The sequence below is a fragment of the Tsuneonella suprasediminis genome (genome assembly GCF_003605755.1).
Lineage (GTDB): Bacteria > Pseudomonadota > Alphaproteobacteria > Sphingomonadales > Sphingomonadaceae > Tsuneonella > Tsuneonella suprasediminis.
The window spans coordinates 94877-118111 of the sequence record NZ_RAHJ01000017.1 but is presented as its reverse complement, the minus strand read 5'-3'; the positions used below and the strand labels follow the sequence as shown (position 1 = coordinate 118111).

The window sequence follows — 23235 nt, the reverse complement described above, 5'->3', positions numbered from 1 at the left end:
TAGACCCTTCCTCTCAGGAGTTAGGGCCTCCGACAATCCCGGGGCGGTTCAAAGCCAGCATAGTGAGGGCACGTGACATGAAACAAAGCCTAACGACCTTGTTTGTAAGAGCAACGTCCATCTTCCCCCCATAACAGACATCCCCCCAATTTGGCTCTCCCCAAACCGCGCGCTAGTGGAGAGGTATGTCTTTGATTGATCGCTTCCAGCTCACCGTCCCGTTGATACAGGCACCGATGGCGGGTGTTTCGACGCCGCTGATGACGGCTGAGGTTGCGGAGGCTGGGGCGCTGGGCTCCATCGGGATTGGTGCGACCGATGCAGATGATGCGCGGGCGATGATCGGGGAATTGCGCGGCCGCACCAGCAAGCCTTTCAACGTCAACCTGTTCGTGCATGACAGCCCGACACCCGATGCCGAACGCGAAGCCGAGTGGCTGGCATGGCTTGAGCCGGTATTTCGGCAATACGGCGCGCAGCCGCCCGCATCGCTGAACACCATCTACACCAGCTTTGCTGACGATCCCGCTATGCTGGCGATGTTGCTGGAAACGGCGCCGCCAGTGGTCAGCTTCCACTTCGGCCTGCCCGGCCCCGATGCGGTGTCGGCAATGCGCGAACGCGGCATCTATCTGATGGCGACCGCGACCAGCCTTGCCGAAGCCAAGGCGATTGAAGCCGCCGGTATCGATGCTATCGTCGCGCAAGGGATCGAGGCAGGCGGCCATCGCGGCATATTCGATCCCGCCGCGCCCGACGATGCGCTCGGCACGATGGCGCTCACCCGGCTGCTGGTACGGCACACGCGACTGCCGGTGATCGCAGCGGGCGGGATTATGGATGGCGCGGGAATAGCGGCTGCGCTCGATCTCGGTGCAGTGGCGGCACAGCTTGGTACAGCATTCGTCGCTTGCCCGGAATCGGCAGCGGACGATGCGTATCGCGCGGCGCTCCGCGGTCCCGGCGCGTATCACACCATGCTCACCCCGCTTATCTCCGGCAGGCCCGCGCGCGCCCTCGCCAATCGGTTCACCGCTCTGGCAGGCAGCGCGGGAGATCGACTTCCGCCCGATTATCCGAGAGCATACGACGCAGGAAAGGCGCTGCACGCCGCCGCGAAGGCGCAGGGCAAGTTCGGCTATGGCGCGCAATGGGCGGGGCAAGGTGCCCCGCTGGCCCGCGCGATGCCCGCCGCACAACTGGTGGCAACGCTGCGGAGCGAACTGGATCAGGCGCGAACAAGGCCGTAGCGCCCACCGATACCCTTGACCTCGCCGCGATCTGTATTATCTCCACAATACAGTATTCTCAGGGGAGGAACTTCCAATATGTCCATTGTTCGCAAAGCCGCTCTGCTCGCCACAGCGGCGGGCCTCATCACGGCCACTGCCGCATATGCCAGTCAGGAGAAATCGATGACCGCCAGCAAGACCGCCGCCGTAGAAGCGAAGGTCGATCAAGCCAAACTGATCCCACGCGATGATCTGTTCGGCAATCCCACCCGCGCCGGGGGCCAGCTAAGCCCCGATGGCAAGTGGCTGAGCTGGCTGGCCCCGAAAGACGGGGTGCTCAACGTGTTCATGGCCCCCGCCGCCGATCCATCTGCCGCCAAGGCGATGACTGCATCGACCGACCGCCCGATCCGGCAGTATTTCTGGGCGCCCGACAGCAAGAGCATCCTGTGTATTCAGGACAAGGGCGGAGACGAGAATTTCCTGCTCTATGGCGTGGATGTCGCCAGCGGCAAGGAAACCACCCTCACTCCGTTCGAGAAGACGCGGGTGCAACTGGTGGGCGCATCGACCATTCAGAAGGATAAACTGCTGGTCGGCCTCAACAATCGCGATGCGCGGTTCCATGATGTCTATCTGCTCGACCTCGGCAGCGGCAAGCTGACCGAAGTGTTGCAGAACGATGGCTATGCCGGATTCCTCGCTGACAACAACCTGCACCTGCGGATGGCGCTGCGCCCCAATGCAGAGGGCGGGATGGACTATTTCGCAATCGACGATGGCAAAATCGCGGACAAGCCGTTCACCAGCACCGGACTGGAAGATTCGCTGACGACATCGCCCGCCGGATACACCACCGACGGCAAGACGCTGTACTGGTTAGACAGCCGTGGCCGCGACACCGCCGCGCTTTACGCGCAGGACGTGGCAACCGGTGAACGCAAGGTTATCGCGGAAAATGACAAGGCCGATATCGGCGGGGTCATGACCGACCCGATTACCGGCGAAGTCGAAGCCTACTCGGTCGATTACCTGAAAACCGAATGGACCGCGCTCGACCCCAATATCAAGGCTTCGCTCGACTGGCTCGACAGCAAGTTCGATGGCGAATTCGGTGTATCGAGCCGGACAGACGACGATACCAAATGGATCGTGTGGAACGATCCCGTCTCTGCCCCCAGCAAGACCTATATCTACGACCGCAAGGCGAAGACGCTCACCGATTTCTACACCACCCGGCCCGAACTGGCAGGCGCGCCGCTGCAACCGATGCACCCGCTGGAAATCACATCGCGCGACGGGCTGACGCTGGTCAGTTACCTGACCTTGCCGCCGGGCAGCGACAGCAATGCCGATGGGGTGCCCGATGCGCCGGTGCCGATGGTGCTGCTGGTTCATGGCGGCCCGTGGGCGCGCGATGGATATGGCTACAACAGCTATCACCAGTGGCTGGCCAACCGCGGCTATGCTGTGCTTAGCGTCAATTTCCGCGGCTCGACCGGGTTCGGCAAATCGTTCATCGAAGCGGGCAACCTGCAATGGGGCCGCAAGATGCAGGACGATCTGGTCGATGCGGTCGCATGGGCGGTCGATAAAGGTGTGACCAACAAAGACAAAGTGGCGATCATGGGCGGCAGCTATGGCGGATATGCCACGCTGGCGGGCATGGCCTTCACCCCCACCGAATATGCCTGCGGCGTCGATATCGTCGGCCCGTCGAATCTGGAAACTCTGCTGAAAACCATTCCGCCCTATTGGGAGCCGGTGATCGCGCAGTTCCATCAGCGGATGGGCAATCCCGAAACGCCCGAAGGGTTGGCGATGCTCAAGGAACGCAGCCCGCTCTACAAGGCAGGCGATATCATGCGCCCGCTGCTGATCGGACAGGGCGCCAACGATCCGCGCGTCAACAAAGCGGAAAGCGACCAGATCGCCGATGCGATGAAGGCCAAGGGCATCCCGGTAACTTACGTGCTGTTCCCCGACGAAGGGCACGGTTTTGCCAAGCCGACCAACAACATCGCCTTCAACGCGATCACTGAGAATTTCCTCGCCACGTGCCTCAATGGCCGGTCGGAACCGATCGGGGAAACAGTGAAGGACTCGACTGCGGAAATCATCCAGGGCGGCCAGTTCGTGAAAGGGCTGGACGACGCGACCGCGAAGTAACGCGTAACCCCCGTTGCATTACGCAACGGATCGCTGCACACACTATAACCGCGCGATGGGAACACCCTTTCGCGCGGTTATATATTTCGGGGAGAGTGCAAGGATGAGCGAACGCAAGGCGATCTTCGTCACGGGTGGCGGTTCCGGTATCGGGCGGGCCATCGCGGAATATTTCGCCGGGCGCGGATGGTATGTCGGTCTGGGCGATATCGATGGCGATGCGATGACGACCACGTGCAACGCAATCGGCGCGGATAGATGCTTCACTCACAAGTTCGACGTGCGCGACCGGCCTGCCTGGGACATCGCCCTCGATGCCTTTTCCGAAGCCGCCGGCGGGCGGATCGATGTGGTGGCGAACAATGCAGGTATTCCGCTGGGCGGTTCGCTGTCGGACAACACCACCGACGAAATCGACCGCTGCATCGATATCAATCTGAAGGGCGTGCTCTATGGCGCGCAGGCATCTCTGCCCCACCTGAAGAAAACTGCACCCGGCTCCTGCCTGCTCAACACCGCCAGCGCGGCGGGGATTTATGGCACCGGCGGCGCATCGGTCTATTCAGCGACCAAGTTCGGGGTGCGCGGTGTGACCGAAGCGCTCGATGCGGAATGGGCCGAATTCGGCATCAATGTACGCAGCCTGTGCCCTGGCTTCATCGACACCCCGCTGATCGAGAAGGCACCCAACCAGTCGAGCAATGAATCGATCCGCGAACGGGTGATGGCCGCCGGGCTGGAAATCACCCCGCCGCTGGCAGTGGCGCAGGCGGCATGGGATGCCGTGCATGGCGATAAACTGCACACGCTGGTCGGCAAGACAGCGCAGCGCATTGCCTTCGGTGCGCGCTGGATGCCGGGCCGGGTCCGCAAAATGGCCCGCGATAATGCGCGTCCGTTGGGGCAGTAAGGCGGACTGATCCGCCGCCCTTCCCCAACTCTCCCCATTTCGGGGAGGATTACAGCAAGCGATCTATAGCGGTGGCCATGTCTGCATCGCGCTGGCTCAGGCCGCCTGCGTCGTGCGTGGTCAGAGTAATTTCCACCCGGTTGTAAACGTTGAACCATTCGGGATGGTGATCGGCCTTTTCCGCCAGCAGCGCGATTCGCGCCACGAAGCCCCACGCCGCGCTGAAATCGGCAAATTCGAACGTCCGTTCTATCGCCTTGTCATCGCGCGCCAGCTGCCATTCGGGCAGCCCTGCCATCATCGCAGTGCGTTCGGCGGCGGTCAGTTCGGCAATCGGCATACGGGACTCCTTGTTCACCGGCAGGCTTTCGCTTATCGCGCTGCCCCATGCAAGCCAGCCTCGCCGCCACGGATATTGCCTGCCGACGCGGCGACCGATTGTTGTTTCGCGGCCTGAGCTTTGCGCTCGGCGCGGGGGAAGCGATGCAGGTGCTGGGTGCCAATGGCACGGGCAAGACCAGCCTGCTGCGAATTCTCGCCGGATTGCTTGCCCCTTATGCGGGATCGGTCAGCGCCAGCGGACTGCCTGCGCTGCTCGATGGCCGCCTGCCGCTGGACGAACATCTGCCGCTGGGCGAAGCGCTGGCATTCTGGAATCGCATCGATGGCGGTGCCATTTCACCCGAGGTGCTGGCGATGCACGGGCTCGACACTTTGCTCGATGTGCCGGTACGGTATCTCTCCACCGGGCAACGCAAACGCGCGGCGATTGTGCAGTCGAACGCGCGACAGGCGGCGATCTGGCTGCTTGATGAACCGCTCAACGGGCTGGACATTCATGCAGGCGAGCGGTTGCAGTCTGCGGTCGCTCATTATTGCGCGCAAGGCGGCATCGCGATGATTGCATCGCACCAGCCGTTCGCCGTACCCGATCTGCAGACGCTCGATCTGGCGGAGTTCGCGGTATGAGCGGTTTCGCACGCCTGTTGCGGCGCGATTTGTCGCTGCTGCTCGGCAACGGACGCGGCGGGCCTTTGCTGCCGATGCTTTTCTTTGTGGCGGTGGCGGTGCTGTTCCCGTTTGCCGTGGGGCCGGACGCGCCATTGCTGGCGCGCACCGGCGGCGGCGTGTTGTGGATCGCGGCGCTGCTGGCCAGCATCCTGCCGATAGACCGGCTGGTGACCCCCGATGTCAAAGCCGGGGTGTTCGATCAGCTCGCCTTGCGCGGTCTGTCGGAAGAACTGGCGATGGCCGCGCGATTGCTGGCCCATTGGCTCAGCTTCGGCCCGCTGCTGTTGCTTGCCACTTTGCCTGCCGCTGCTTTGCTCGGGCTGGACGGGCGGACATTGCAGACCCTGCTGCTGGGCCTGCTGGCAGGCACACCGGGGCTGGCGGCCATCGGGCTGGTGATCGCCGCCCTGACCACTGCGCTGCGGAGCGGAGCGGCCTTGGGCGGGTTGCTGCTGGTGCCGCTGGGCGTGCCGATCCTGATCTTCGGTGCAGGCGCCCTCGCCCGCCCTGACGATACAGGGATTGCCCTGTGTGCCGCGATCAGCCTGGCGTTATGCGCGGTGGCACCGTTCGCGGCCGGGGCCGCGATACGCGCGGGGCGCGAGGGGTAAGCCGCCCGGTCTGGTTGATGAAAGCGGTGCTGGGCGACGTCCTGTGAACCCGCAATTACCCGGCCATTACCCCGAAGGCGGGACTGCGGATTGCCGCGTCGCCTACGGCTCCCTGTAATGACGAGTTGATCGAATTGCGGGCACGTGCGCAATGCAGCATCACCCGCAACCGCTCGATTTATGCGTAAGGCGGCTTGTCCAGCCCCCTGGGGCTCAGCGTGAAAATCTCGCAGCCGTCTTCGGTGATACCGATCGAATGCTCGAACTGCGCGGACAGGCTCTTGTCGCGCGTCACCGCCGTCCATCCGTCGCTGAGCAGTTTGACCCACGGCTTGCCGAGGTTGATCATCGGTTCGATGGTCATGAACATACCGGGGCGCAGTTCGGGTCCGGTGCCTGCCTTGGCCGCGTGGACCACTTCGGGGGCATCGTGGAACAGACGGCCCAGTCCGTGGCCGCAGAATTCACGGACCACGCCATAGCGGAACTGTTCGGCGTGGGCCTGAATCGCCGCGCCGATATCGCCCAGCCGCGCGCCGGGCTTCACCTGATCGATGCCGATCATCAGGCATTCGTGGGTCACATCGACCAGACGGCGCGCCTTCAGCGAGACATCGCCCACCAGATACATGCGGCTGGTATCGCCATGCCAGCCATCGAGCAGCGGGGTCACGTCGATGTTGACGATGTCCCCGTCCTTCAACTGCTTGTCACTGGGGATACCGTGACACACCACGTGGTTGATCGAAATGCAGCACGAATGGGTATAGCCGCGATAACCGAGCGTAGCAGGCACCGCCCCGCCATCCAGAGTCATCTGGCGCACGACATCGTCCAGTTCCGCCGTGGTCACGCCCGGCTGCACCATCGGCGCCAGGGCGTCGAGGATTTCCGCAGCCAGCCGCCCGGCCCGGCGCATCCCTTCGAATGCCTCCGGGCCGTGGAGCTTGATGGTTCCGTCGCGGATGACGGTTTCGTCGCCGGTAATGGTCTGGTATTCAGTCATGCCCGCCCATTTAGCGACTGTGCGCGCAAATTGCTACTTCGCAGCGAAGGCCGCCTTGTATTCGGGCTTCACCGTTGCCAGCACCGCCTTGGTTACCGGCAAAGTCAGCTCATAATCGCCTTCGGCGTAAGGGCCGGCGACATATGGCCCGAAATAGATGCCGACGCGATCGAAGGCCTTGCCATTGCTGGAACCGACGAACACCGTCGCATCTTTCACGTGCTGGCAATCGTCGAACCCGTAATCGGCATTGGGCTTGAAATCGCCCCGCCGTTTCGCGCGTTCGACATCCAGCGCCTTGCACAGTGCGGGCTGCAGTGCCTTGTCCAGAGCAGCGGCGGACGTGAACAGATCCACTCCCTTCACCAGTTTCTTGCCGCCTTCGACCCACACGCTCGATTCGCGACCATACATACCGTGTGCGCCGCCGGTATAAGTGGAAATGTTGGCCGACAGGCTCAGGTAGCCGGGTACACTGGCCACGACTTTCCATTCTTTTTCGTAACTGCGGCTGCGGCAGGAGGTGCAATCAGGCGGAGAGTTGGCGATAGCATCCGCATACTCAGCCCGTTCGCTCTTCAGTGCGGCATCGCTTTCTTTCTTCAGAATCGCAGCGAGTTCGGGGCGTGCGACCACCGCACCGGGCCAGGAATATGCGAATTCCCATTCACCGCCGTCCTTCTTTTCTTTCTGAACGATAGCCACGCCCTTGGCACTGCTGGTAGCAGTGGCGCTGGCGGCGGCGGTGCTCGCGCCATCCACTACCGTCGCACTGCTTGCCGCGCTGGATGCAGCGACGTTATCGGGCCCCGCACTCGCAGTATCGTCGGCCGTACCCTCGCTGACCGAGCAGCCAGCGACAGCGAGGACCGCCGCAATCGACAATAAGGAACGAACAGGCATTGGAATTCTCCAGTCAAACGGCAATATAACGTAGATATGAACAGCAAGAACCAACTGGTCCAGCCTGATCGCGGACAAGACGCCACCCCAATTCATATCGTTAACCAGGACAGCTTCGGTAACTGGATGAAATCACTTGCCGCTGGCCAGAAAGCCACACTCGCTGCACAAAAGTTCGAAGGAAATGGTTATCAGACCGCTATTGTTCCCGATGGCGACAAATGGTTTGCTGTAGGCGGTGTCGCCAACCCGGATGAACTGTCGAGCTGGTGCCTTGCCAAACTGGCCGAAACGCTGCCGGCAGGCACTTATCGCCTCGCTACCGGCAGCCCCGGCCCGGCGGTGTTCGGCTGGCAAACCGCGCAGTATCGTTTCACCCGCTATCACGACGATCCCGATTCCACCGGCCCACGCATATTGCTGACCAGGGACGTGAAAGCGATCGACGCCGTTGTGGCAGAGGCGCAGGCGACGATGAAAGTGGCCGATCTCGTCAACACCCCGGCCGAAGACATGGGGCCGGCCGCAATAGAGGCCGAATGCGAAGCGCTGGCCAAAAAGCACAAGGCGAAACTGTCGGTCGTGAAGGGCGATCAGCTCGAACGCGAATATCCGATGGTGTACGCAGTGGGCCGTGCCGCATCGCGCGAGCATGCGCCGCGCCTGCTGCACCTGACATGGGGGGATGAAAAGCACCCGGTGCTGGTGCTGGTCGGCAAAGGCGTCTGCTTCGATTCCGGCGGGCTGGATATCAAGGGGGCCAGTGGCATGGCTCTGATGAAGAAAGACATGGGCGGCGCAGCCCACGTGATCGCGCTGGCCGGGCTGATTATGGAAGCCGGGCTGAAAGTGCGGCTGCATATGATCGTACCGGCGGTGGAGAATGCTATCGCGGGCAATTCTTTCCGCCCCGGCGATGTGTTGCAAAGCCGCAAGGGGCTGACAGTGGAAATCGGCAATACCGATGCCGAAGGTCGCCTGATCCTGGGTGATGCCCTGACCCGCGCGAGCGAGGAAAAGCCCGATCTGATTATCGATTTCGCTACGCTGACCGGCGCAGCCCGTGTCGCGCTCGGCCCCGATCTGCCTGCGCTGATGGCACGGCGCGATGCGACGGCAGAGGCGCTGATCGCGGCGGGCAAGGCGCATGACGACGAAACCTGGCGTCTGCCGCTGCCCGCCGCCTATCTCGAATATCTCAAATCCGATATTGCCGACACCAACAACGCGGCAAGCAATGGCTTCGCCGGGGCCAGCGTGGCGGGCCTGTTCCTCGACAAATTCGTTGGCGAGAACATCGACTGGGCCCATTTCGACACATTCGCCTGGCGACCGGTGGCAAAGCCGGGGCGACCCAAGGGCGGCGCGGCGCTGGGCCTGCGCGCGGCGTGGCACATGCTGTGCGAACGGTATGGCTAGACTCAGACATACCAGCGTTATCGGGTGTGCTGAAAAGAACCATTGTGGAGCTATCAGGGGGCAACTCGCGCGGTGCGCTTGCCCGCACCGCCGCCACAGTATAAGCGCGCAAATCTTTCACCCTTGGGGGCAAGAATAGAAGTTTCGTGACGAATACTGGCGAATATACTCTGCCCGTCGGCCAGCTTTCGCTGTCCGGGCCTGTCGCGCGCCCTGAACCCGGCACGCTGCCGCTGCGTGGTGACATCGCCCATATCGCGTTAGCCAACCGCTATCTGGTCGCGGCATATGTCATTCCGATTCTTCGCGAAATCGGGGCAGCAGGGGCGCAACTGCTGCTGACTCCATCGGACACCGCCGAAGTGGTCGCGACGCTCGAACCGGGCGCCGGGTTCGAAGCGCTCGACTATGCGGGCGACTGGTGCTGGGGATGCTGCGGGCCGGATGGTCCTACCGGCTATCTGCATATCACTCAGCTTGCCTGATCCGCCATGACCGCCAGTGTATTTATCGACGGAGCTGTTGGCACCACCGGGCTGGAAATTGCTGAACGGCTCGCTGGCCGCAGCGAATTTGCGCTTGTCACGCTCGACGAAGCGCGGCGCAAGGATGCCGCCGCCCGCCGCGAAGCGCTGAACGAAGCCGATTTCGCGATCCTCTGCCTGCCCGACGATGCCGCCCGCGAAGCCGTCGCGCTGATCGATCCGGCCAGCAAAGTGCGGGTGATCGACGCATCGAGCGCGCACCGCGTGGCCGACGGGTGGACTTATGGCTTTCCCGAACTGATCGGGCGCGATGCTGTGGCCGGGGCCATGCGAGTGTCCAATCCCGGCTGTTATCCCACCGGATTCCTCGCGCTGGTCGCGCCGCTGGTGCGTGCCGGGCTGCTGCCTGCCGACTGGCCATACACCGTCAATGCCGTCTCGGGATATTCGGGCGGTGGCAAGGCGCTGATCGCCCGGTTCGAAGCGGATCGGGACATTGCGTTCCGCGATTATGGCCTGACGCTAGAGCACAAGCATCTGCCCGAAATGCAGCGCCATGCGGGGCTGGCCTATGCACCGGTGTTTGCGCCCGCCGTAGTGCCCGCCCATCGCGGGATGGTGGTGGAAGTACCCCTGCCGCTGGCGGCCATTCCGGGTGCGGGCAGCGCGGACGCGATGCGCGATGCGCTGGCGGATTTCTGCGGCGACAGCGCGATCGTGCGGATGGGAACACCCCCCGAAGATGGCGAAATTCTGCTGCGCGGATCGCGCGCGCCGGGCGACAGGCTGGAACTGTTCGTATTCAGCCGCGCAGACGGGTCGCAGGCACGGCTGATCGCCGCGCTCGACAATCTGGGCAAAGGAGCCAGCGGCGCCGCAGTGCAGAGCCTGAACCTGATGGCCGGACTGCCCGAAACCGCCGGGCTGTCGCTCAACGACTGAGCTCACTGCCTGAAAATTAGGCAGTGCCTGCCTGTTCCGGCGGCAGATATCGTCGGCACGGCGATATGCAGCCACACCACGCCCACCCGATCCTATACCAAAGTGCCCTTTAAACGCGCGTTTCGTTGCCCTAGGGTCTTCCGCATCATCCCTTGGCACGATTCTTGAAGAATTATTACCAAGGCAAATTCAGCCACCCGGCTGCGGCGCGCGAAACCGCGCATGCAGGCGGTCCTTTCTGCGGGGGTCATGTGAAAAAGATCGAAGCGATCATCAAGCCGTTCAAGCTCGACGAAGTGAAGGAAGCGCTGCACGAAATCGGCGTGTCGGGTATCACTGTGCTCGAAGCGAAGGGCTTTGGCCGGCAGAAGGGTCATACGGAACTGTATCGCGGTGCCGAATACGTCGTCGATTTCCTGCCTAAGGTGAAACTGGAAGTGATCGTGCCCGATGCCATCGCCGAACGCACGGTGGAGGCGATTGCCGGTGCCGCCCAGACGGGGCGCATCGGTGACGGCAAGATTTTCGTATCCACCATCGACAGCGCACTCCGCATCCGCACCGGCGAGAAAGACGACGACGCGATCTGACGCGCCGTTCGCATCCGTCCTTCGACGGATCGCAACCGAATTTCGAAAATCCCCCGGCAGACTTGCCGGGATATACTGAAAGGGATGATTAAAATGGCTTCTGCGAAGGACATCCTCAAGAAGATCAAGGATGAAGAGATCGAATGGGTCGATCTTCGCTTCACCGACCCCAAGGGTAAGTGGCAGCACCTCCAGATGCTGGCCGCCCCGCTGGGCGAAGACGAGCTGGAACAGGGCCTGATGTTCGACGGTTCGTCGATCGAAGGCTGGAAGGTCATCAACGAATCCGACATGATCCTGAAGCCGGACCTCGACGCATGTTATGTCGAACCGTTTTCAGCCACGCCGATGCTGATTCTGTTCTGCGATATTGTCGAGCCGTCTACCGGCGATCTCTACGCGCGTGACCCGCGTTCGACCGCGAAGCGCGCCGAAGCCTATGTGAAGGCCAGCGGCGTGGGCGACACGGTCTATGTCGGGCCGGAACCCGAATTCTTCATGTTCGACGACGTGAAGTTCTACGACGGATATGATGGTTCGGGCTTCAAGATCGACGACATCGAACTGCCCGGCAACACCAACCGCGATTACGAAGGCGGCAACATGGGCCACCGCCCGCGCGCCAAGGGCGGTTACTTCCCCGTTCCGCCGGTCGACAGCAGCATGGATATCCGCGGCGAAATGGTTTCGACAATGGTCGAAATGGGCCTGCCGATGGATAAGCATCACCACGAAGTGGCCGCCGCGCAGCACGAACTGGGCATTACCTTCGGCACCCTGACCCAGACCGCCGACCGCGTGCAGATTTACAAGTACGTGGTGCAGATGGTCGCGCAGGCATACGGCAAGACGGCGACGTTCATGCCCAAACCGATCAAGGCCGACAACGGTTCGGGCATGCACACCCACATGTCGATCTGGGATGGTGGCAAGCCGCTGTTCGCAGGCAATGGCTATGCCGGTCTGTCGGACACCTGCCTCTATTACATCGGCGGTGTCATCAAACACGCCAAGGCGCTGAATGCCTTCACCAACCCGACCACCAACAGCTACAAGCGACTGGTGCCGGGCTTCGAAGCACCGGTGCTGCTGGCCTATTCGGCGCGTAACCGTTCGGCATCGTGCCGCATCCCTTACGGTGCGGGCGAGAAGGCGAAGCGCGTGGAATTCCGTTTCCCCGATCCGCTGGCCAACCCGTACCTCGCGTTCGCCGCGCTGCTGATGGCGGGCCTCGACGGGATCCAGAACAAGATCCACCCCGGCGAAGCGATGGACAAGAACCTCTACGATCTGCCCCCGGCAGAACTGGCAGAAGTTCCCACCGTTTGCGGATCGCTCCGCGAAGCGCTCGAATCGCTCGAAGCCGACCACGAATTCCTGCTGAAAGGCGACGTGTTCTCGAAGGATCAGATCGACGCCTACCTCGAACTGAAGTGGGACGAAGTCAGCCGCTGGGAAACCACCCCCAGCCCGGTCGAATACGATATGTATTACAGCGCCTGAGCCAGCTAACGGCTCAATCGCTGCCGAAGAAGAAAGGCGTTCGGGAAACCGGGCGCCTTTTTTCGTGCGGGTATTGTTGTGCGGCTGGCGGCGTACCCGCTCCGGCGGGTAACGGTTTCCTACAGGCGATGCGGTGGTCCATACGCGGGCCATGATTGCCGCGATGCTCCGGCGCAGATTGAGGAGGCGAAACCGAAGTCCACAGTGCCGCCCGACGAAACTCCCATAAGCACCTGTTTGTTTGCCCCTTTTCTCCGAAAGTCACAGATTTCAAAACTCAAAGGAGCGGTCCATGTCTCCGCTCAGGAACAGGTGATCGGCCGGGATCGGCGTGGCGCGATGGATCGGACCGCGAAGATCGACACGATGCCCCGCCCACCCCACCCACGCCTCCTCGTCACCCCGGCCCCCGAGCCGGGGTCCAGCTTCCTCTGGCCCGGTGCGGAACGAAAAGCTGGGCCCCGGATCAGGTCCGGGGCGACGCAGTGAGGAGGCGATGTGGTCATAGACAGCCGCCATGCCTGCGCCGCCGACACTGGGCGGGTTTCCTACTCGCCCCGATGATGCCAGATGGTGCGGCCTCATTCACCAGCGAAGGGGCCAGCTATGCACCGCAAGACCATTTTCGACACTGTCCGCCACATGCTCCGCCGGGGATTCACCAGCGGCGAAGTGAAGGCACTCGATACAGCCATCGATGCCGCTTTGGATGGAATGCCGGTCCGCAGCGTGTCTGCCGATGGCATCGCGCTGATCAAGCGGTTCGAAAGCTGCGCCCGTTTGCGCGGCGATGGCACTGTCGCCGCCTACCCCGATCCGGGGACCGGTGGTGCCCCGTGGACCATCGGCTGGGGCGCGACGGGCAAGGGGATCGGCCCGGATACGGTCTGGACACAGGCGCAATGCGATGCCCGGCTGGAAAGCGATCTGGCCCGCTATTCCGCTGAAGTGGCCGCCGCAATCGGGCAAAGTCCGACTACGCAGGCGCAGTTCGATGCGCTGGTCAGTTTCCATTACAACACCGGCGCCATCGCCCGCGCTACTCTGACCGCCCGCCACAACGCCGGCGATTATGCCGGTGCCAAAGCCGAATTTGCCCGCTGGAACCGGGCCGGAGGCCGGGTGTTGAACGGCCTGATCACGCGGCGGGCGGCAGAGGCCAGACTCTACAGCAGCGAATAGCGCGCAAATCATTGAGACTTCAGGCCGGAACAACCCGACAGGATCACCCGTTCTATCGGCCAAAGGAGACGATCATGCGTACCATACTAGCAGGTGCGGCGACGCTGGCGTTTGCGGCGACCATCGGCGTGCTGCCAATAACTGCATTTGCCAACCCCGGCGGCGGGCACGGAAACGGCAACGGTAAATCCGCCGACAATGGCCCCGCTATGAAGCAGGGTAACGCTGCAAAGAATGACAAATCCGCTCAGAACCCGCAAAGGGAGCCTCAAAAGGGCAATTCCGCCAACGGCCCTGCGATGAAGGCCACACAAGCCGCCGCTGTAAACGGGAATCGCAATGGCAATGGCACCAATGCCAAATCCGCGCCCGACAAGCGTACCGCATCTGGCGCAATGAAACCGGGCAAGCCGGACAAGGCCCAACACGCGGCTGGCAATAGCCCTGACCGCGGCAATTCGGGCAAAGCCGTGCCGGTGAACAAAGCAGGTGGGAACAACGGCGCCAGGGGGCTGGCCGACCGCAGCGATCTGCGCGGTGGCGATGCCAGTCACCCTGTTCGCCGGGTAACGCGGATCGCGCATATCAACCGGACCATCAACCGTGGCCTGATCGACGGGTGCCCGCCCGGCCTCGCCAAAAAGGGCACCGGCTGCACCCCTCCGGGCCAGTTGAACAAGCGCCCCGATACCTGGCACGCGTTTTACGACCGCCCGTCATGGTGGGGATATGACCGATTGTCGGGCAACGATTACCGGTATGACAACGGGTATCTTTATCGCATCAGCGGGGATTCGATCCTCGGCTATATCCCTCTGCTGGGTGGTGCGCTGTCGATCGGGAACCAGTGGCCGAGCTATTACCGCCAGACTGAAGTGCCTGGCTACTATGCCGATTACTACAATCTGGGGCAGCCGGACGCCTATCGCTATGCCGATAACGTGCTGTACCGGGTCGATCCCGGCACGCAGGCGATCACTTCCATCGCCGCATTGCTGACCGGCGATGAGTTCAATGTGGGCCAGCCGATACCTGCCGGATACGGCGTGTATAACGTGCCCTATGCCTATCAGGCTCGCTACTACGACAGCCCCGATGCCCATTACCGCTATGCCAATGGCTATGTGTATCAGGTTGATCCCAAGACCCGGCTTATCACGGCTGCAATCGAGCTGCTGAGTTAAGGAACCATCTGATGAAAAACGCAAAAATGCTTGGCACCGCCGCGCTGGTCGGCTTGATGGTTCCGCTCGCCGCCTGTTCGGGCGGCGGGGAGGAAACATCGGATAAGGCCAAAACCGCCTTGGCCGATAAGACCACCCGCACCCTCGCCTCTGTCATCGCGGGCCAGAACGAACTGTCGCAAGTGTCCGACGCGATGGCGGAAGCCGGGCTGGCCGGGGTGTTCGATGGCCCCGGCAGTTATACCGTGCTGGTGCCAGAAAACAGCGCGTTCGATGAATTGGGCGAAGCGGGCAAAACATTGACCGATGCCGCCCATCGGCCCGAACTTGTCGCGGTGTTGCGCGATCATATTCTGCCCGGCGCGCTGACCGCCAAAGCGATTGAAACCGCCATCGCGGAAAACAACGGCTCCGTCGAAATGCGGACGATGGGTGGCGACACTGTCACCTTCACGCAGGAAGACAGCAAGATCCTCGTCACGGGCGCAGACGGGTCGCGCGCAACGCTCGACGGGCAGGCCATCGTTGCCAGCAACGGTGTGGCGATGCCGATCAGCGGGCTGCTGAAGAAAGCTGCCCCATCCGCTACAACGCAGCAATAAAGCCGCCGCTTTCCGCCGCACGATTCAATCGGGGCGAAGATCAGTAATCCTTACTGGCCTTCGCCCCGATTGAATCGCGCCCGATCGTCGAAATAGACCCCAGCAGCGACAGCCACGAAGTAATGCGGAATTCGACATTCGTGGCGCTGTATCCGCGCCCGTCGGTGATAATCTCGACGTAGAATTTGCGCCCGATGTTCTTGCCCAGCGCGACCGAGGTTTCGCGGTTGATCGCGGGGTCCGCGCTGACGATACGCAGGCGATCCAGCCCGATGGCGCTGCGTAGCTGGTTGATCGGGTCCAGCCCGCCACCGCCCTGCAGCGATGCGACGGCCGCGCCCAGTTGCAGGGCATCGGTGGCCGAAAGGCTGGTGATCGATCCGCCGAACAGCAGCCGCGAAAGGATTTCCTCTTCCGGGTAGGCCGGGTTGGAGGAGAAGGTGATTTCCGGCTGCATGGCATTGCCCTGCACCTTCACCGTCACCGTCAGATCGTTCTTGGTCGTTTCGGCCACGATATCCAGACGCGGATCGATCGGAACGCTTTCGTCGAAGGTGATCCGCCCACGGGTCAGGTCGAACTGCGTACTGGCGAACGTGTAATCGCCGCGCACGACTTGCGCCCGCCCGCCGATGCGCGGATCGTCGGTCGTGCCGCGCAGGCGGATATCGGCATCCCATTCGCTATCCAGACCCATGCCGCGCACATCGACCCCACCTTCGGCCGTGGCATCGATCATATAGCGCCACGGACCGGTGCGCGCCTGACGCGGCGCCATATCGGGCGGGACGTTGATTTCGCGGGTGCGGATCTGCGGCAATTCCGATGCCGCCGTGGCCATCCCCATGCGCCAGCTGGCCCGGTTGACCCGCAGCCGCCCCGCAATCGTGCCGCCGAAGCCGCGCGATACGATCCGCATCGGCCCGGTAACAGTCGCGGTCAAACCGTTGGCATCGAGCAAGGCCGCGTTGCGCGCGGCCAGCCGCAAATCGAGCTGCGGCCCGCGATCCGCGCTCATCTCGCTGAGATCGACTGTGCCGCTGCCGACAACGGTGCCGCCATTGGGCGCGGTGCCGGAGAACGACGTGAGCCGCAGGCGCGAGCCGGAGAACGTGCCGCGCGCTTTCACTTTGCTGATATCGGTGCCCGACAGCCCGCTCCGCAAACGCATGTTATCGCTCGCCAGCGAACCGCGCACCTGCGGGCTGGAGAGTGTGCCGGTCACGTCTGCCGCCACCGACAGCGGGCCGGTGAGGTCGAAGGTGTTGATCGCCGCCAGCCGCCACAGTGCATCCGCCGGACCGGAATAGCGCAGTTGTGCGAACAGGCTGCCCGCGCGCAGCCGGTCGGCCAGCCCGCCATCCTGTGGCAAGCCCGATATGCGGCCCTGCAACCGACCCAGCCGCTTGCCATCGGCATCGTCGATCACGGCGCGGGTGGCGAGCTGATCCTGCGTCAGCTTGAGCACCAGCGCCAGATCGACCGGCCGCGAGGTGAGCACGAGGCCCGAACGCGAAAGCCCGTCGATCTTCACCCGTGCTTCGCCGGTGGGCAGGCCGCCGCGTTCGCCCGCGATATCGACCACGCCCGAGACCTTGCCATCCAGCCCCAGATCGGCCCCGGCGAGATCGGCCAGCGACAGCGGCATATCCGCCAGTTGCAGGCGCCCGGCCACTTGCCCGTTATCGAAAGTGCCCTGTGCGATCATCGCGCCACCGGCAAAGTTGACCTGTGTCGGCTGCAACTGCCAGCCGCCATCTTCCCGCTTCACCACAACAGCGCGGCGCGGCATTGCAATCGCCTTGCCCGCATAGTTACCCCGCGCCGCCACGGCATAGCGGTCTGGCGCGATCTTCGCATCGAGCTGCAACACGAACGGGCTGCCGCGCCGCCCTGCCAGCGCCGCTGTGACTGTGCCGCTGCCGTTCACCAGCTTCGCCTGCGCCGACATCCGCGACAGATACATCCCGTCGTAACCGACGCCCTGCGCCACGATATTACCGTTGATCGTGCTCGACCCGTCTTTCAGCAAGCCATTACCTGTGATCGTGGCGCTGGAAATCGATAGCGGTGTCGCGCCACCGAAGGCCGCCTTGCGCGCTTTCAGATCGACAGCAAACGCCTGCCCGCCATCGCGCGGGGAAATCGCCACTGTCCCGTCCAGCCCGCCGCCAGCCAGCGTCAGCGTGCCATCGGCACCGCCGTCGCCCAGCACCAGTTCGCCGGTGACCGAAGTCTTCCAAATGTCGAGCTTTTCAATCGCCAGCCGGGTCGGGCCATTGGCGGGGGAATAGAGGCCAAGCGTGCCCGCGAACGGGCCGAGCATCGATTCGCCCTTCGTCTCGATGCCGAAGCCGCCCTCTATCGGGGCGAGCGCGACGCGCACATCTTTCAGCCCGGCAGCGGGCAGCGGATCGGCAAATACCAGCACCGCTTCCGGCCCGCGGCTGGTATAACCGCCCTCCACCGTGAACGGGCCGTAATCCGCGCTCTTGCCTCGTCCACGCAATGTGCTGCGATCAGGGCCGACCGTGCCATCAGCGAACAGCGTCAGTCTGGCGGCATTGACCCGCAGATTGCGGAATGTGATCGCGGTGTTGGCCGCCATCGTCACCCCGCCGCGCAGGCGGATGTCCGGCCCGGCCAGATTGGCGATCGTGCCATTGGTGACCCGCGGAATGCGACCCTGAAAATCGGCGGAAAGCGTCCACGGCCCCTGCCCGTAAGCGAAATCGATATCGGCCGCGGCGTTGATCGTGCCGACATTATCCAGCGCCAGCCCATTGGCCACGACCGGGCCGCTCAGCCGGTAAGTTCCCTTGGCAGTATCGCCCGCCAGCGCGAGCTGCGCCTCCGCACCGGGGAATTTCAGCGCCAGCCGATCCGATGCCAGCTTGCTGCCCGCATATGTCACTGTGCCGCTCAGCGTGCCGCCGATCAGTCGCGGATCGACTTGCGCCGATCCGGTAACCACCCGGCCCACGGTCGCATTCAGCGGCAAGACCCAGCGCGCACCGTCGTATGTCGCCGTGCCTTTTTGCACTACGTCGCTCAATTGCGTGGAGCCGGATGCGAATTTCGCCAGCGACAGCGTGTGCGCGACAGACAGGTCGCGGAACTTGCCATCCAGCATCGCCTTCAACGTCAGCCCTTCGATCCGCGAATCCGGGCCGAGCAGCGCCGGATCGGTCAAGCGGGCATCGACCGCCAGCTTACGCGCCAGATTGTTACCCAGATCGAGTGTACCGTCGGCCGAACCGCGCAGCCCGCTGGCAACCAGTTGCAGCTTCCCGTCGAGCACGCTGTTATCGAGTGTACCGACAGCGAGGTAGGACACCGTCTTGCCCGCCAGCCGTGCGGGAATGCCATCGAGCAGCGGCGCGGGCTGCGCCTGTCCGGCAATCGAATATGTCCCGGCATAATTCCTGAGCTGGAAAGCAACGAAGCGTTCGCCGTCACGGGTAACGACGCCGCCGCCCTTCCACTGGGTCCACGTGCCATTGCCGAACACTTTGCCGCGATATCCGGCATCGGCACCGATCAGCCCGGCCAGCACCCCATCCTTCGCGGCGATATAATCGGCATCGATATCGAATTTATCCCCATCGGGTTCGGCATCGATCAGCGCATGCAGCCGGTCTTCCGCGCCCAGCTTGCCATCGGCCTTGAGATAGACTTTACCGCTGCGAATATTGGCCTGTGCCAGCAAGTTCACTTTGTGCGATTTGTCGCCTGCGATCCCCTTGGCAATTGTCAGATCCCTGATCTGCAGGCGATCCACCCGGATATCGAAATTGGGCAGGATCGGCGCATCGGGATCGCCCGGCAGAAGCTCTGGCCGTCGCAGCAGAGTTCCGCGATGCGTCACCAGTTCGCGCACGTCCAGCCCGCTGGAAAACCAGTGCAATGGTCGCCAGTCGAGATCGACCCGCGGCACCCGCAGGAACGCGCCCTTCGGATCGGACAGCGTCACATCGTGCAGCGTGGCGGTGCCATACAGATTGCCGTCGATCCGCCCGATCTTGACCCGCAGCCCCGATGCCGGTGCCACTTTGGCGATCTGATCGACCACGAAGCGGTGGCCGATCGGGCTGTTGAGGATCGCGACCCCGGCGGAGATCAGCAGAACGATGCCGACGACGATGCCAATCGCCCATTTGCCCAGCTTGCGGCCCAGCGAACGGCGCGGCGCACGGGCCTGCTCCGCCACACTTTCGGGCGTAGTCTCCACTGCGGCATCGGGTGCGGGCTGAGGGGTTTCGCTGTCGTTCATCAGAATGCCTGCCCCAGCGATACGTACACCGCGACCGGGCCGTCGCTCGGTTCGGGGTTCAGCGGTGTGGCAATATCGAACCGCAGCGGGCCGAACCCGGTCAGATACCGCACCCCGATCCCCGCGCCGATGCGGATATCTTCGAATGTCGGCGTCACGCTCTGGCTGACCGATCCGGCATCGATGAACGGCACGACTTGCAGTGCACCGCCGAAGAAGCCGGTCTTGATGCGGGCTTCCACCGATGCTTCGACCAGCGAACGCCCGCCGGTGTTCGCGCCGAACTGATCGCGCGGGCCAATGGCGTCGTAGCCATATCCGCGCACCGACCCGCCGCCCCCGGCGTAAAAGCGCCGCGACGGAGCGATTTCATCGAGCGGCGCGCCGGGGATCGAACCAACTCTGCCGCGCCCGGCCAGGATCACGCGGCTGCCCACCGATTTGTAAATCGCCGCATCGATCTGGCTGCGGACATAAAAGCTCTGCACCCCATTCCTGCTCGACACTTCGGGCGAGAGCTGGCCGGCGATGCGGAACCCCTTGGTCGGGTTCAGCAGATCGTCCGACGTATCGAATTCCACCAGCCCCGGAATGGCCGCGATGAAATAGGTATCCAGCGGAATGACAAGGCCCAGTTCGGGCAGCCTGAGCCGTTCCTTCGTCGCTACCAGTTCCAGGCCGATGCTCCAGCTAAACGGTTTCTGGAACAGCAGCGTCGATGTCTTCTCCAGCGATCCGACCAGCGACAGCGTGTTCGCGTCATACGCATCGGTATCGATGGTCGAAGCGAACGCATCCACCGTCAGGACTTTATCGCGCCCTTTGAAATTGTTCTTGCGGAACGTCACGCCCAGCAACTGTTCCCGCGTGCCCGCGATACCGCGCACCCGCAGCATCCCTTCGGGCGGGAACAGGTTGCGGTGTTCCCAGCTTGCCTCGACCCGGAACCCCTCTGCCTTGCCATAACCGATGGCGCCGGCTATTGTCCGCAGCTTGGCCGGGGTCATTTCCACGTCCATCGCCACGGTGCCCGGCGTATCGCCTGCGGGCGGGGTCACAGCGCGCGGGGTAATCGTGACCGACGATACCAGCCCGGTGGCGACAATGGCCCGGCGCAAGTCTGTCGACAGGCTGCGCTGATAGACATCGCCGCGTTCGAACCGGGCGATTTCTTCCAAATGGCGGCTCGACAGGAAATCGGGCATTTTCGACACGACTTCACCGAACACGAATTTGCCGTTGGGGCTGACCGGCATCGTCAGATCGCCTTCGACCCGATCATGATCGATCAGCAGCGATGGCGCCCGGATGGCGGCAAACGGATACCCGGTTTCGCCCAGCGCGGTGTCCAGATCGGCCTGTTCTTCCACGATCTTGTCGCTCGACATCGGATCGCCGGTCTGAATTTCGAATGCCTGACGCAGCGTTTCGGCGTCGGGCGCGGTCGCCAGATCGCCCATGTCGATCGCGCCGAACCGGTAATGCTGCCCCGGAATGATATCGAACCGGACCTGCGCCTTGCCATCCGCGTCGGGGCTATCCCCGCTGTTATCTTCGACGGTACGGATAATCTGCGCGTCGTAATAACCATAGACCCGCAGCAAAGTGGCCAGCAGTTCTTCGTCCGACTTCGCACGGGCGGCGAGCTGCGCCAGATTATTCCCGTTCTTGTTCAGTTCGGCAATGGTCGACATCGAACGGAACCGGTCGGTGAATTCGCCGCGTTTGGGGAATGCCGCTTCATCTTTGGGGAAAGCAAGCTTCAGATTGCCTGCCACCGAGCGGACATCGCCATCTTCCAGCGTCGGCGCCTGCATATCTTCATCGAGATCAGCGAACTGGATCGTGTCGTCCGGTTCGAGCGGAGCCAGTTGCGGCAGATCCAGCTCGTCGGGCCAGGGAATGGCGATCTGCGGCGCATCGTTGAGCGGCGAATCCGCGGCAAGGCTTTCGCCCGCGATGGCATCGGCATCGGCGCTGGCATCCTGCGGCGCGCCTTGCTGCGCCCACGCCTCCGGGTCAGCGACGGCAGTATCGGGGATCAGGTCTTGCAGGGTTCGCGGGGCGCGGCGCGGTCTGGCGGGGTTCTCGCTATCGGGATCGCCGGGCAGGCGCACCGTCGGCTGATCCGCGCCCTGATCCGCAGTGGCGGCGGCATCGGGTGCCGTAGTGTCCTGATCATCCGAACTATCCGCGGTAGCGGCGCCGGCATCCTGCGCCACGGCACCTTGCGGCGCGGCCACAGCGGCCAGTGCCGCCGCGATTATCGTCAGCAAGCTACTGTGCGAAGCCCACTTGCGGCAGCGCGGCGTCTTTCGCGGCGCTGGCACGGGCATCGTCACGCGGGGGAGCAGCCACTGCGCGGGCAATGAGCGCGTCCTGCTCTGCCCGATCGAGTCGCCGCCAGCCATCGCGTTCAAGCAGTTCGAGTGGACGATAACGCACCTTGTATTGCATCCGGTCCGACCCTTCGACCCAATAGCCGAGGTACACAAATCCGAGCCGTTCGGCCGCGGCCCGCCGGATGTGGTCGAGGATGATGTAATTACCAAGCCCGGATCGCACCTTATATTCCGGGTCGTAGAACGAATAAATCATCGACAACCCGTCGCCCTGACGATCGGTCAGACAGGCGCCTACCAGGCGGCCCGCCTGCGACCCAATCGCGGGCTCCCTGTATTCTATAACACTACTTGTTACCGGCGTATGCTCTACCATGTCGGCATAATCAATATCATCCATCGCCGCCATTCCGCCGCCCGGATGGCGCGAAGCGAGGTATTTCCGCAACAGTTCGAATTGTTCCGAAGTCGCCCACGGGCGGCATTCGGTTGCGATCAGGTCGGAATTTCGTTTCAGGGTCCGCTTCTGTGCATTCGACGGGCAGAAATCGGCGGCCGGAATCCGCACCGAAATGCACGCCTGACAATCGGTACAGCTGGGGCGATAGGCCACTGTCTGGCTGCGGCGAAAACCGATCCGGCCAAGCGCTTCGTTCAACTGGTCGGCATGCGGCCCTTTGAGTTCGGTGAAAACCTTGCGCTCGCTCCGCCCTTCCAGATAGGGACACGGAGCGGGGCTCGTCACGAAGAAGCGGGGGAATCTGACCGGTGCCGTCACGGTGAGTGCTGCGCTCTCTTTGGAGTGAAATGACGGGAGGGGTTATGCCCCGCCGATGGCCACGGTAAAAGAGTCTTAACCATCTATCTTGGT

General features: G+C 63.0%; 20 protein-coding genes. 13 read left to right on the top strand and 7 right to left on the bottom strand.

Annotated features, from left to right (window positions below):
* Positions 1-185: 185 nt before the first annotated feature.
* The 3 genes from D6858_RS06055 (at position 186) to D6858_RS06045 (ending at position 4311) form a co-directional block, all read left to right on the top strand.
* Positions 186-1250 (top strand): NAD(P)H-dependent flavin oxidoreductase, encoded by a 1065-nt coding sequence (locus D6858_RS06055; RefSeq protein ID WP_120108297.1) that lies wholly within the window; start codon positions 186-188, stop codon positions 1248-1250.
* Positions 1251-1328: 78 nt separating this feature from the next.
* Positions 1329-3401, top strand: a complete 2073-nt coding sequence (locus tag D6858_RS06050; RefSeq protein ID WP_338067271.1) for an alpha/beta hydrolase family protein — start codon at positions 1329-1331, stop codon at positions 3399-3401.
* A gap of 103 nt (positions 3402-3504) precedes the next feature.
* Positions 3505-4311, top strand: coding sequence for an SDR family oxidoreductase (locus D6858_RS06045; RefSeq protein ID WP_120108294.1), 807 nt, complete (start codon positions 3505-3507; stop codon positions 4309-4311).
* A 49-nt stretch (positions 4312-4360) separates the two neighbouring features.
* Here the strand turns inward: D6858_RS06045 and D6858_RS06040 are convergent, their stop codons facing one another.
* The gene (locus tag D6858_RS06040) at positions 4361-4651 is read right to left on the bottom strand and encodes a 4a-hydroxytetrahydrobiopterin dehydratase (protein WP_120108292.1); all 291 of its coding nucleotides are present in this window, start codon (positions 4649-4651) and stop codon (positions 4361-4363) included.
* Between the two features lie 47 nt (positions 4652-4698).
* Between D6858_RS06040 and ccmA the strand changes: the two genes are divergently transcribed.
* Both ccmA and D6858_RS06030 read left to right on the top strand, forming a co-directional pair.
* Positions 4699-5280, top strand: coding sequence for a heme ABC exporter ATP-binding protein CcmA (ccmA, locus tag D6858_RS06035; protein ID WP_120108290.1), 582 nt, complete (start codon positions 4699-4701; stop codon positions 5278-5280).
* Positions 5277-5933, top strand: a complete 657-nt coding sequence (locus tag D6858_RS06030; protein WP_120108287.1) for a heme exporter protein CcmB — start codon at positions 5277-5279, stop codon at positions 5931-5933. The genes ccmA and D6858_RS06030 overlap by 4 nt, the downstream gene beginning before the upstream one ends.
* 178 nt (positions 5934-6111) lie before the next feature.
* Here D6858_RS06030 and map read toward each other — a convergent pair whose 3' ends face one another.
* Positions 6112-6939: a type I methionyl aminopeptidase gene (gene map / locus D6858_RS06025; protein WP_120108284.1), complete on the bottom strand. Its 828-nt coding sequence runs from the start codon at positions 6937-6939 to the stop codon at positions 6112-6114.
* Between the two features lie 33 nt (positions 6940-6972).
* Positions 6973-7842: a DUF3298 and DUF4163 domain-containing protein gene (locus tag D6858_RS06020; protein ID WP_165859648.1), complete on the bottom strand. Its 870-nt coding sequence runs from the start codon at positions 7840-7842 to the stop codon at positions 6973-6975.
* Positions 7843-7878: 36 nt separating this feature from the next.
* Here D6858_RS06020 and D6858_RS06015 point away from each other — a divergent pair, with 36 nt between their 5' ends.
* From D6858_RS06015 to glnA, 5 genes are all read left to right on the top strand, one after another.
* Positions 7879-9261, top strand: coding sequence for a leucyl aminopeptidase family protein (locus D6858_RS06015; RefSeq protein ID WP_120108277.1), 1383 nt, complete (start codon positions 7879-7881; stop codon positions 9259-9261).
* A 146-nt stretch (positions 9262-9407) separates the two neighbouring features.
* Entirely contained in the window at positions 9408-9746 is a 339-nt protein-coding gene (locus tag D6858_RS06010; protein ID WP_120108275.1) for an SH3 domain-containing protein, read from the top strand.
* A 6-nt stretch (positions 9747-9752) separates the two neighbouring features.
* Entirely contained in the window at positions 9753-10688 is a 936-nt protein-coding gene (gene argC / locus D6858_RS06005; protein ID WP_120108272.1) for an N-acetyl-gamma-glutamyl-phosphate reductase, read from the top strand.
* A gap of 251 nt (positions 10689-10939) precedes the next feature.
* Entirely contained in the window at positions 10940-11278 is a 339-nt protein-coding gene (locus D6858_RS06000; RefSeq protein ID WP_102156304.1) for a P-II family nitrogen regulator, read from the top strand.
* Between the two features lie 93 nt (positions 11279-11371).
* On the top strand, positions 11372-12781 hold the full coding sequence (gene glnA, locus D6858_RS05995) for a type I glutamate--ammonia ligase (RefSeq protein ID WP_120108304.1): 1410 nt from the start codon (positions 11372-11374) through the stop codon (positions 12779-12781).
* Positions 12782-13051: 270 nt separating this feature from the next.
* Here glnA and D6858_RS05990 read toward each other — a convergent pair whose 3' ends face one another.
* A complete protein-coding gene (locus D6858_RS05990; protein ID WP_120108269.1) occupies positions 13052-13300 on the bottom strand; it encodes a hypothetical protein in 249 nt (82 codons plus the stop codon).
* A gap of 87 nt (positions 13301-13387) precedes the next feature.
* Here D6858_RS05990 and D6858_RS05985 point away from each other — a divergent pair, with 87 nt between their 5' ends.
* The 3 genes from D6858_RS05985 (at position 13388) to D6858_RS05975 (ending at position 15749) form a co-directional block, all read left to right on the top strand.
* On the top strand, positions 13388-13963 hold the full coding sequence (locus D6858_RS05985) for a lysozyme (protein ID WP_120108267.1): 576 nt from the start codon (positions 13388-13390) through the stop codon (positions 13961-13963).
* A gap of 74 nt (positions 13964-14037) precedes the next feature.
* Positions 14038-15147 carry a hypothetical protein gene (locus D6858_RS05980; protein WP_120108264.1) on the top strand — a complete coding sequence of 370 codons (1110 nt, stop codon included), beginning with the start codon at positions 14038-14040 and terminating at the stop codon, positions 15145-15147.
* A gap of 11 nt (positions 15148-15158) precedes the next feature.
* Positions 15159-15749 carry a fasciclin domain-containing protein gene (locus D6858_RS05975; protein ID WP_120108262.1) on the top strand — a complete coding sequence of 197 codons (591 nt, stop codon included), beginning with the start codon at positions 15159-15161 and terminating at the stop codon, positions 15747-15749.
* A 40-nt stretch (positions 15750-15789) separates the two neighbouring features.
* On the opposite strand, the gene D6858_RS05970 is transcribed toward D6858_RS05975, so the two are convergent.
* From D6858_RS05970 to D6858_RS05960, 3 genes are read right to left on the bottom strand one after another with little or no spacing between them, the layout of a single operon-like run.
* Positions 15790-20022: a translocation/assembly module TamB domain-containing protein gene (locus D6858_RS05970; RefSeq protein ID WP_120108260.1), complete on the bottom strand. Its 4233-nt coding sequence runs from the start codon at positions 20020-20022 to the stop codon at positions 15790-15792.
* Positions 20022-22298, bottom strand: coding sequence for an autotransporter assembly complex protein TamA (locus tag D6858_RS05965; protein WP_240623719.1), 2277 nt, complete (start codon positions 22296-22298; stop codon positions 20022-20024). Before D6858_RS05965 ends, D6858_RS05970 begins: the two co-directional genes overlap by 1 nt.
* A 1-nt stretch (position 22299) precedes the next feature.
* Positions 22300-23142 (bottom strand): arginyltransferase, encoded by an 843-nt coding sequence (locus D6858_RS05960; RefSeq protein WP_120108255.1) that lies wholly within the window; start codon positions 23140-23142, stop codon positions 22300-22302.
* Positions 23143-23235: the final 93 nt, after the last annotated feature.

Excerpts from the sequence above, each read along its gene's own strand:
- D6858_RS06015 (WP_120108277.1), top strand. The coding sequence starts at position 7,879 with ATGAACAGCAAGAACCAACTGGTCCAGCCTGATCGCGGACAAGACGCC.
- D6858_RS06045 (WP_120108294.1), top strand. The coding sequence starts at position 3,505 with ATGAGCGAACGCAAGGCGATCTTCGTCACGGGTGGCGGTTCCGGTATC.
- D6858_RS06055 (WP_120108297.1), top strand. The coding sequence starts at position 186 with ATGTCTTTGATTGATCGCTTCCAGCTCACCGTCCCGTTGATACAGGCA.
- D6858_RS06020 (WP_165859648.1), bottom strand. The coding sequence starts at position 7,842 with ATGCCTGTTCGTTCCTTATTGTCGATTGCGGCGGTCCTCGCTGTCGCT.
- D6858_RS05985 (WP_120108267.1), top strand. The coding sequence starts at position 13,388 with ATGCACCGCAAGACCATTTTCGACACTGTCCGCCACATGCTCCGCCGG.
- D6858_RS05975 (WP_120108262.1), top strand. The coding sequence starts at position 15,159 with ATGAAAAACGCAAAAATGCTTGGCACCGCCGCGCTGGTCGGCTTGATG.
- ccmA (WP_120108290.1), top strand. The coding sequence starts at position 4,699 with ATGCAAGCCAGCCTCGCCGCCACGGATATTGCCTGCCGACGCGGCGAC.
- D6858_RS06030 (WP_120108287.1), top strand. The coding sequence starts at position 5,277 with ATGAGCGGTTTCGCACGCCTGTTGCGGCGCGATTTGTCGCTGCTGCTC.
- D6858_RS05990 (WP_120108269.1), bottom strand. The coding sequence starts at position 13,300 with ATGGCGGCTGTCTATGACCACATCGCCTCCTCACTGCGTCGCCCCGGA.
- map (WP_120108284.1), bottom strand. The coding sequence starts at position 6,939 with ATGACTGAATACCAGACCATTACCGGCGACGAAACCGTCATCCGCGAC.
- D6858_RS06040 (WP_120108292.1), bottom strand. The coding sequence starts at position 4,651 with ATGCCGATTGCCGAACTGACCGCCGCCGAACGCACTGCGATGATGGCA.
- glnA (WP_120108304.1), top strand. The coding sequence starts at position 11,372 with ATGGCTTCTGCGAAGGACATCCTCAAGAAGATCAAGGATGAAGAGATC.
- argC (WP_120108272.1), top strand. The coding sequence starts at position 9,753 with ATGACCGCCAGTGTATTTATCGACGGAGCTGTTGGCACCACCGGGCTG.
- D6858_RS05970 (WP_120108260.1), bottom strand. The coding sequence starts at position 20,022 with ATGAACGACAGCGAAACCCCTCAGCCCGCACCCGATGCCGCAGTGGAG.
- D6858_RS06050 (WP_338067271.1), top strand. The coding sequence starts at position 1,329 with ATGTCCATTGTTCGCAAAGCCGCTCTGCTCGCCACAGCGGCGGGCCTC.
- D6858_RS05980 (WP_120108264.1), top strand. The coding sequence starts at position 14,038 with ATGCGTACCATACTAGCAGGTGCGGCGACGCTGGCGTTTGCGGCGACC.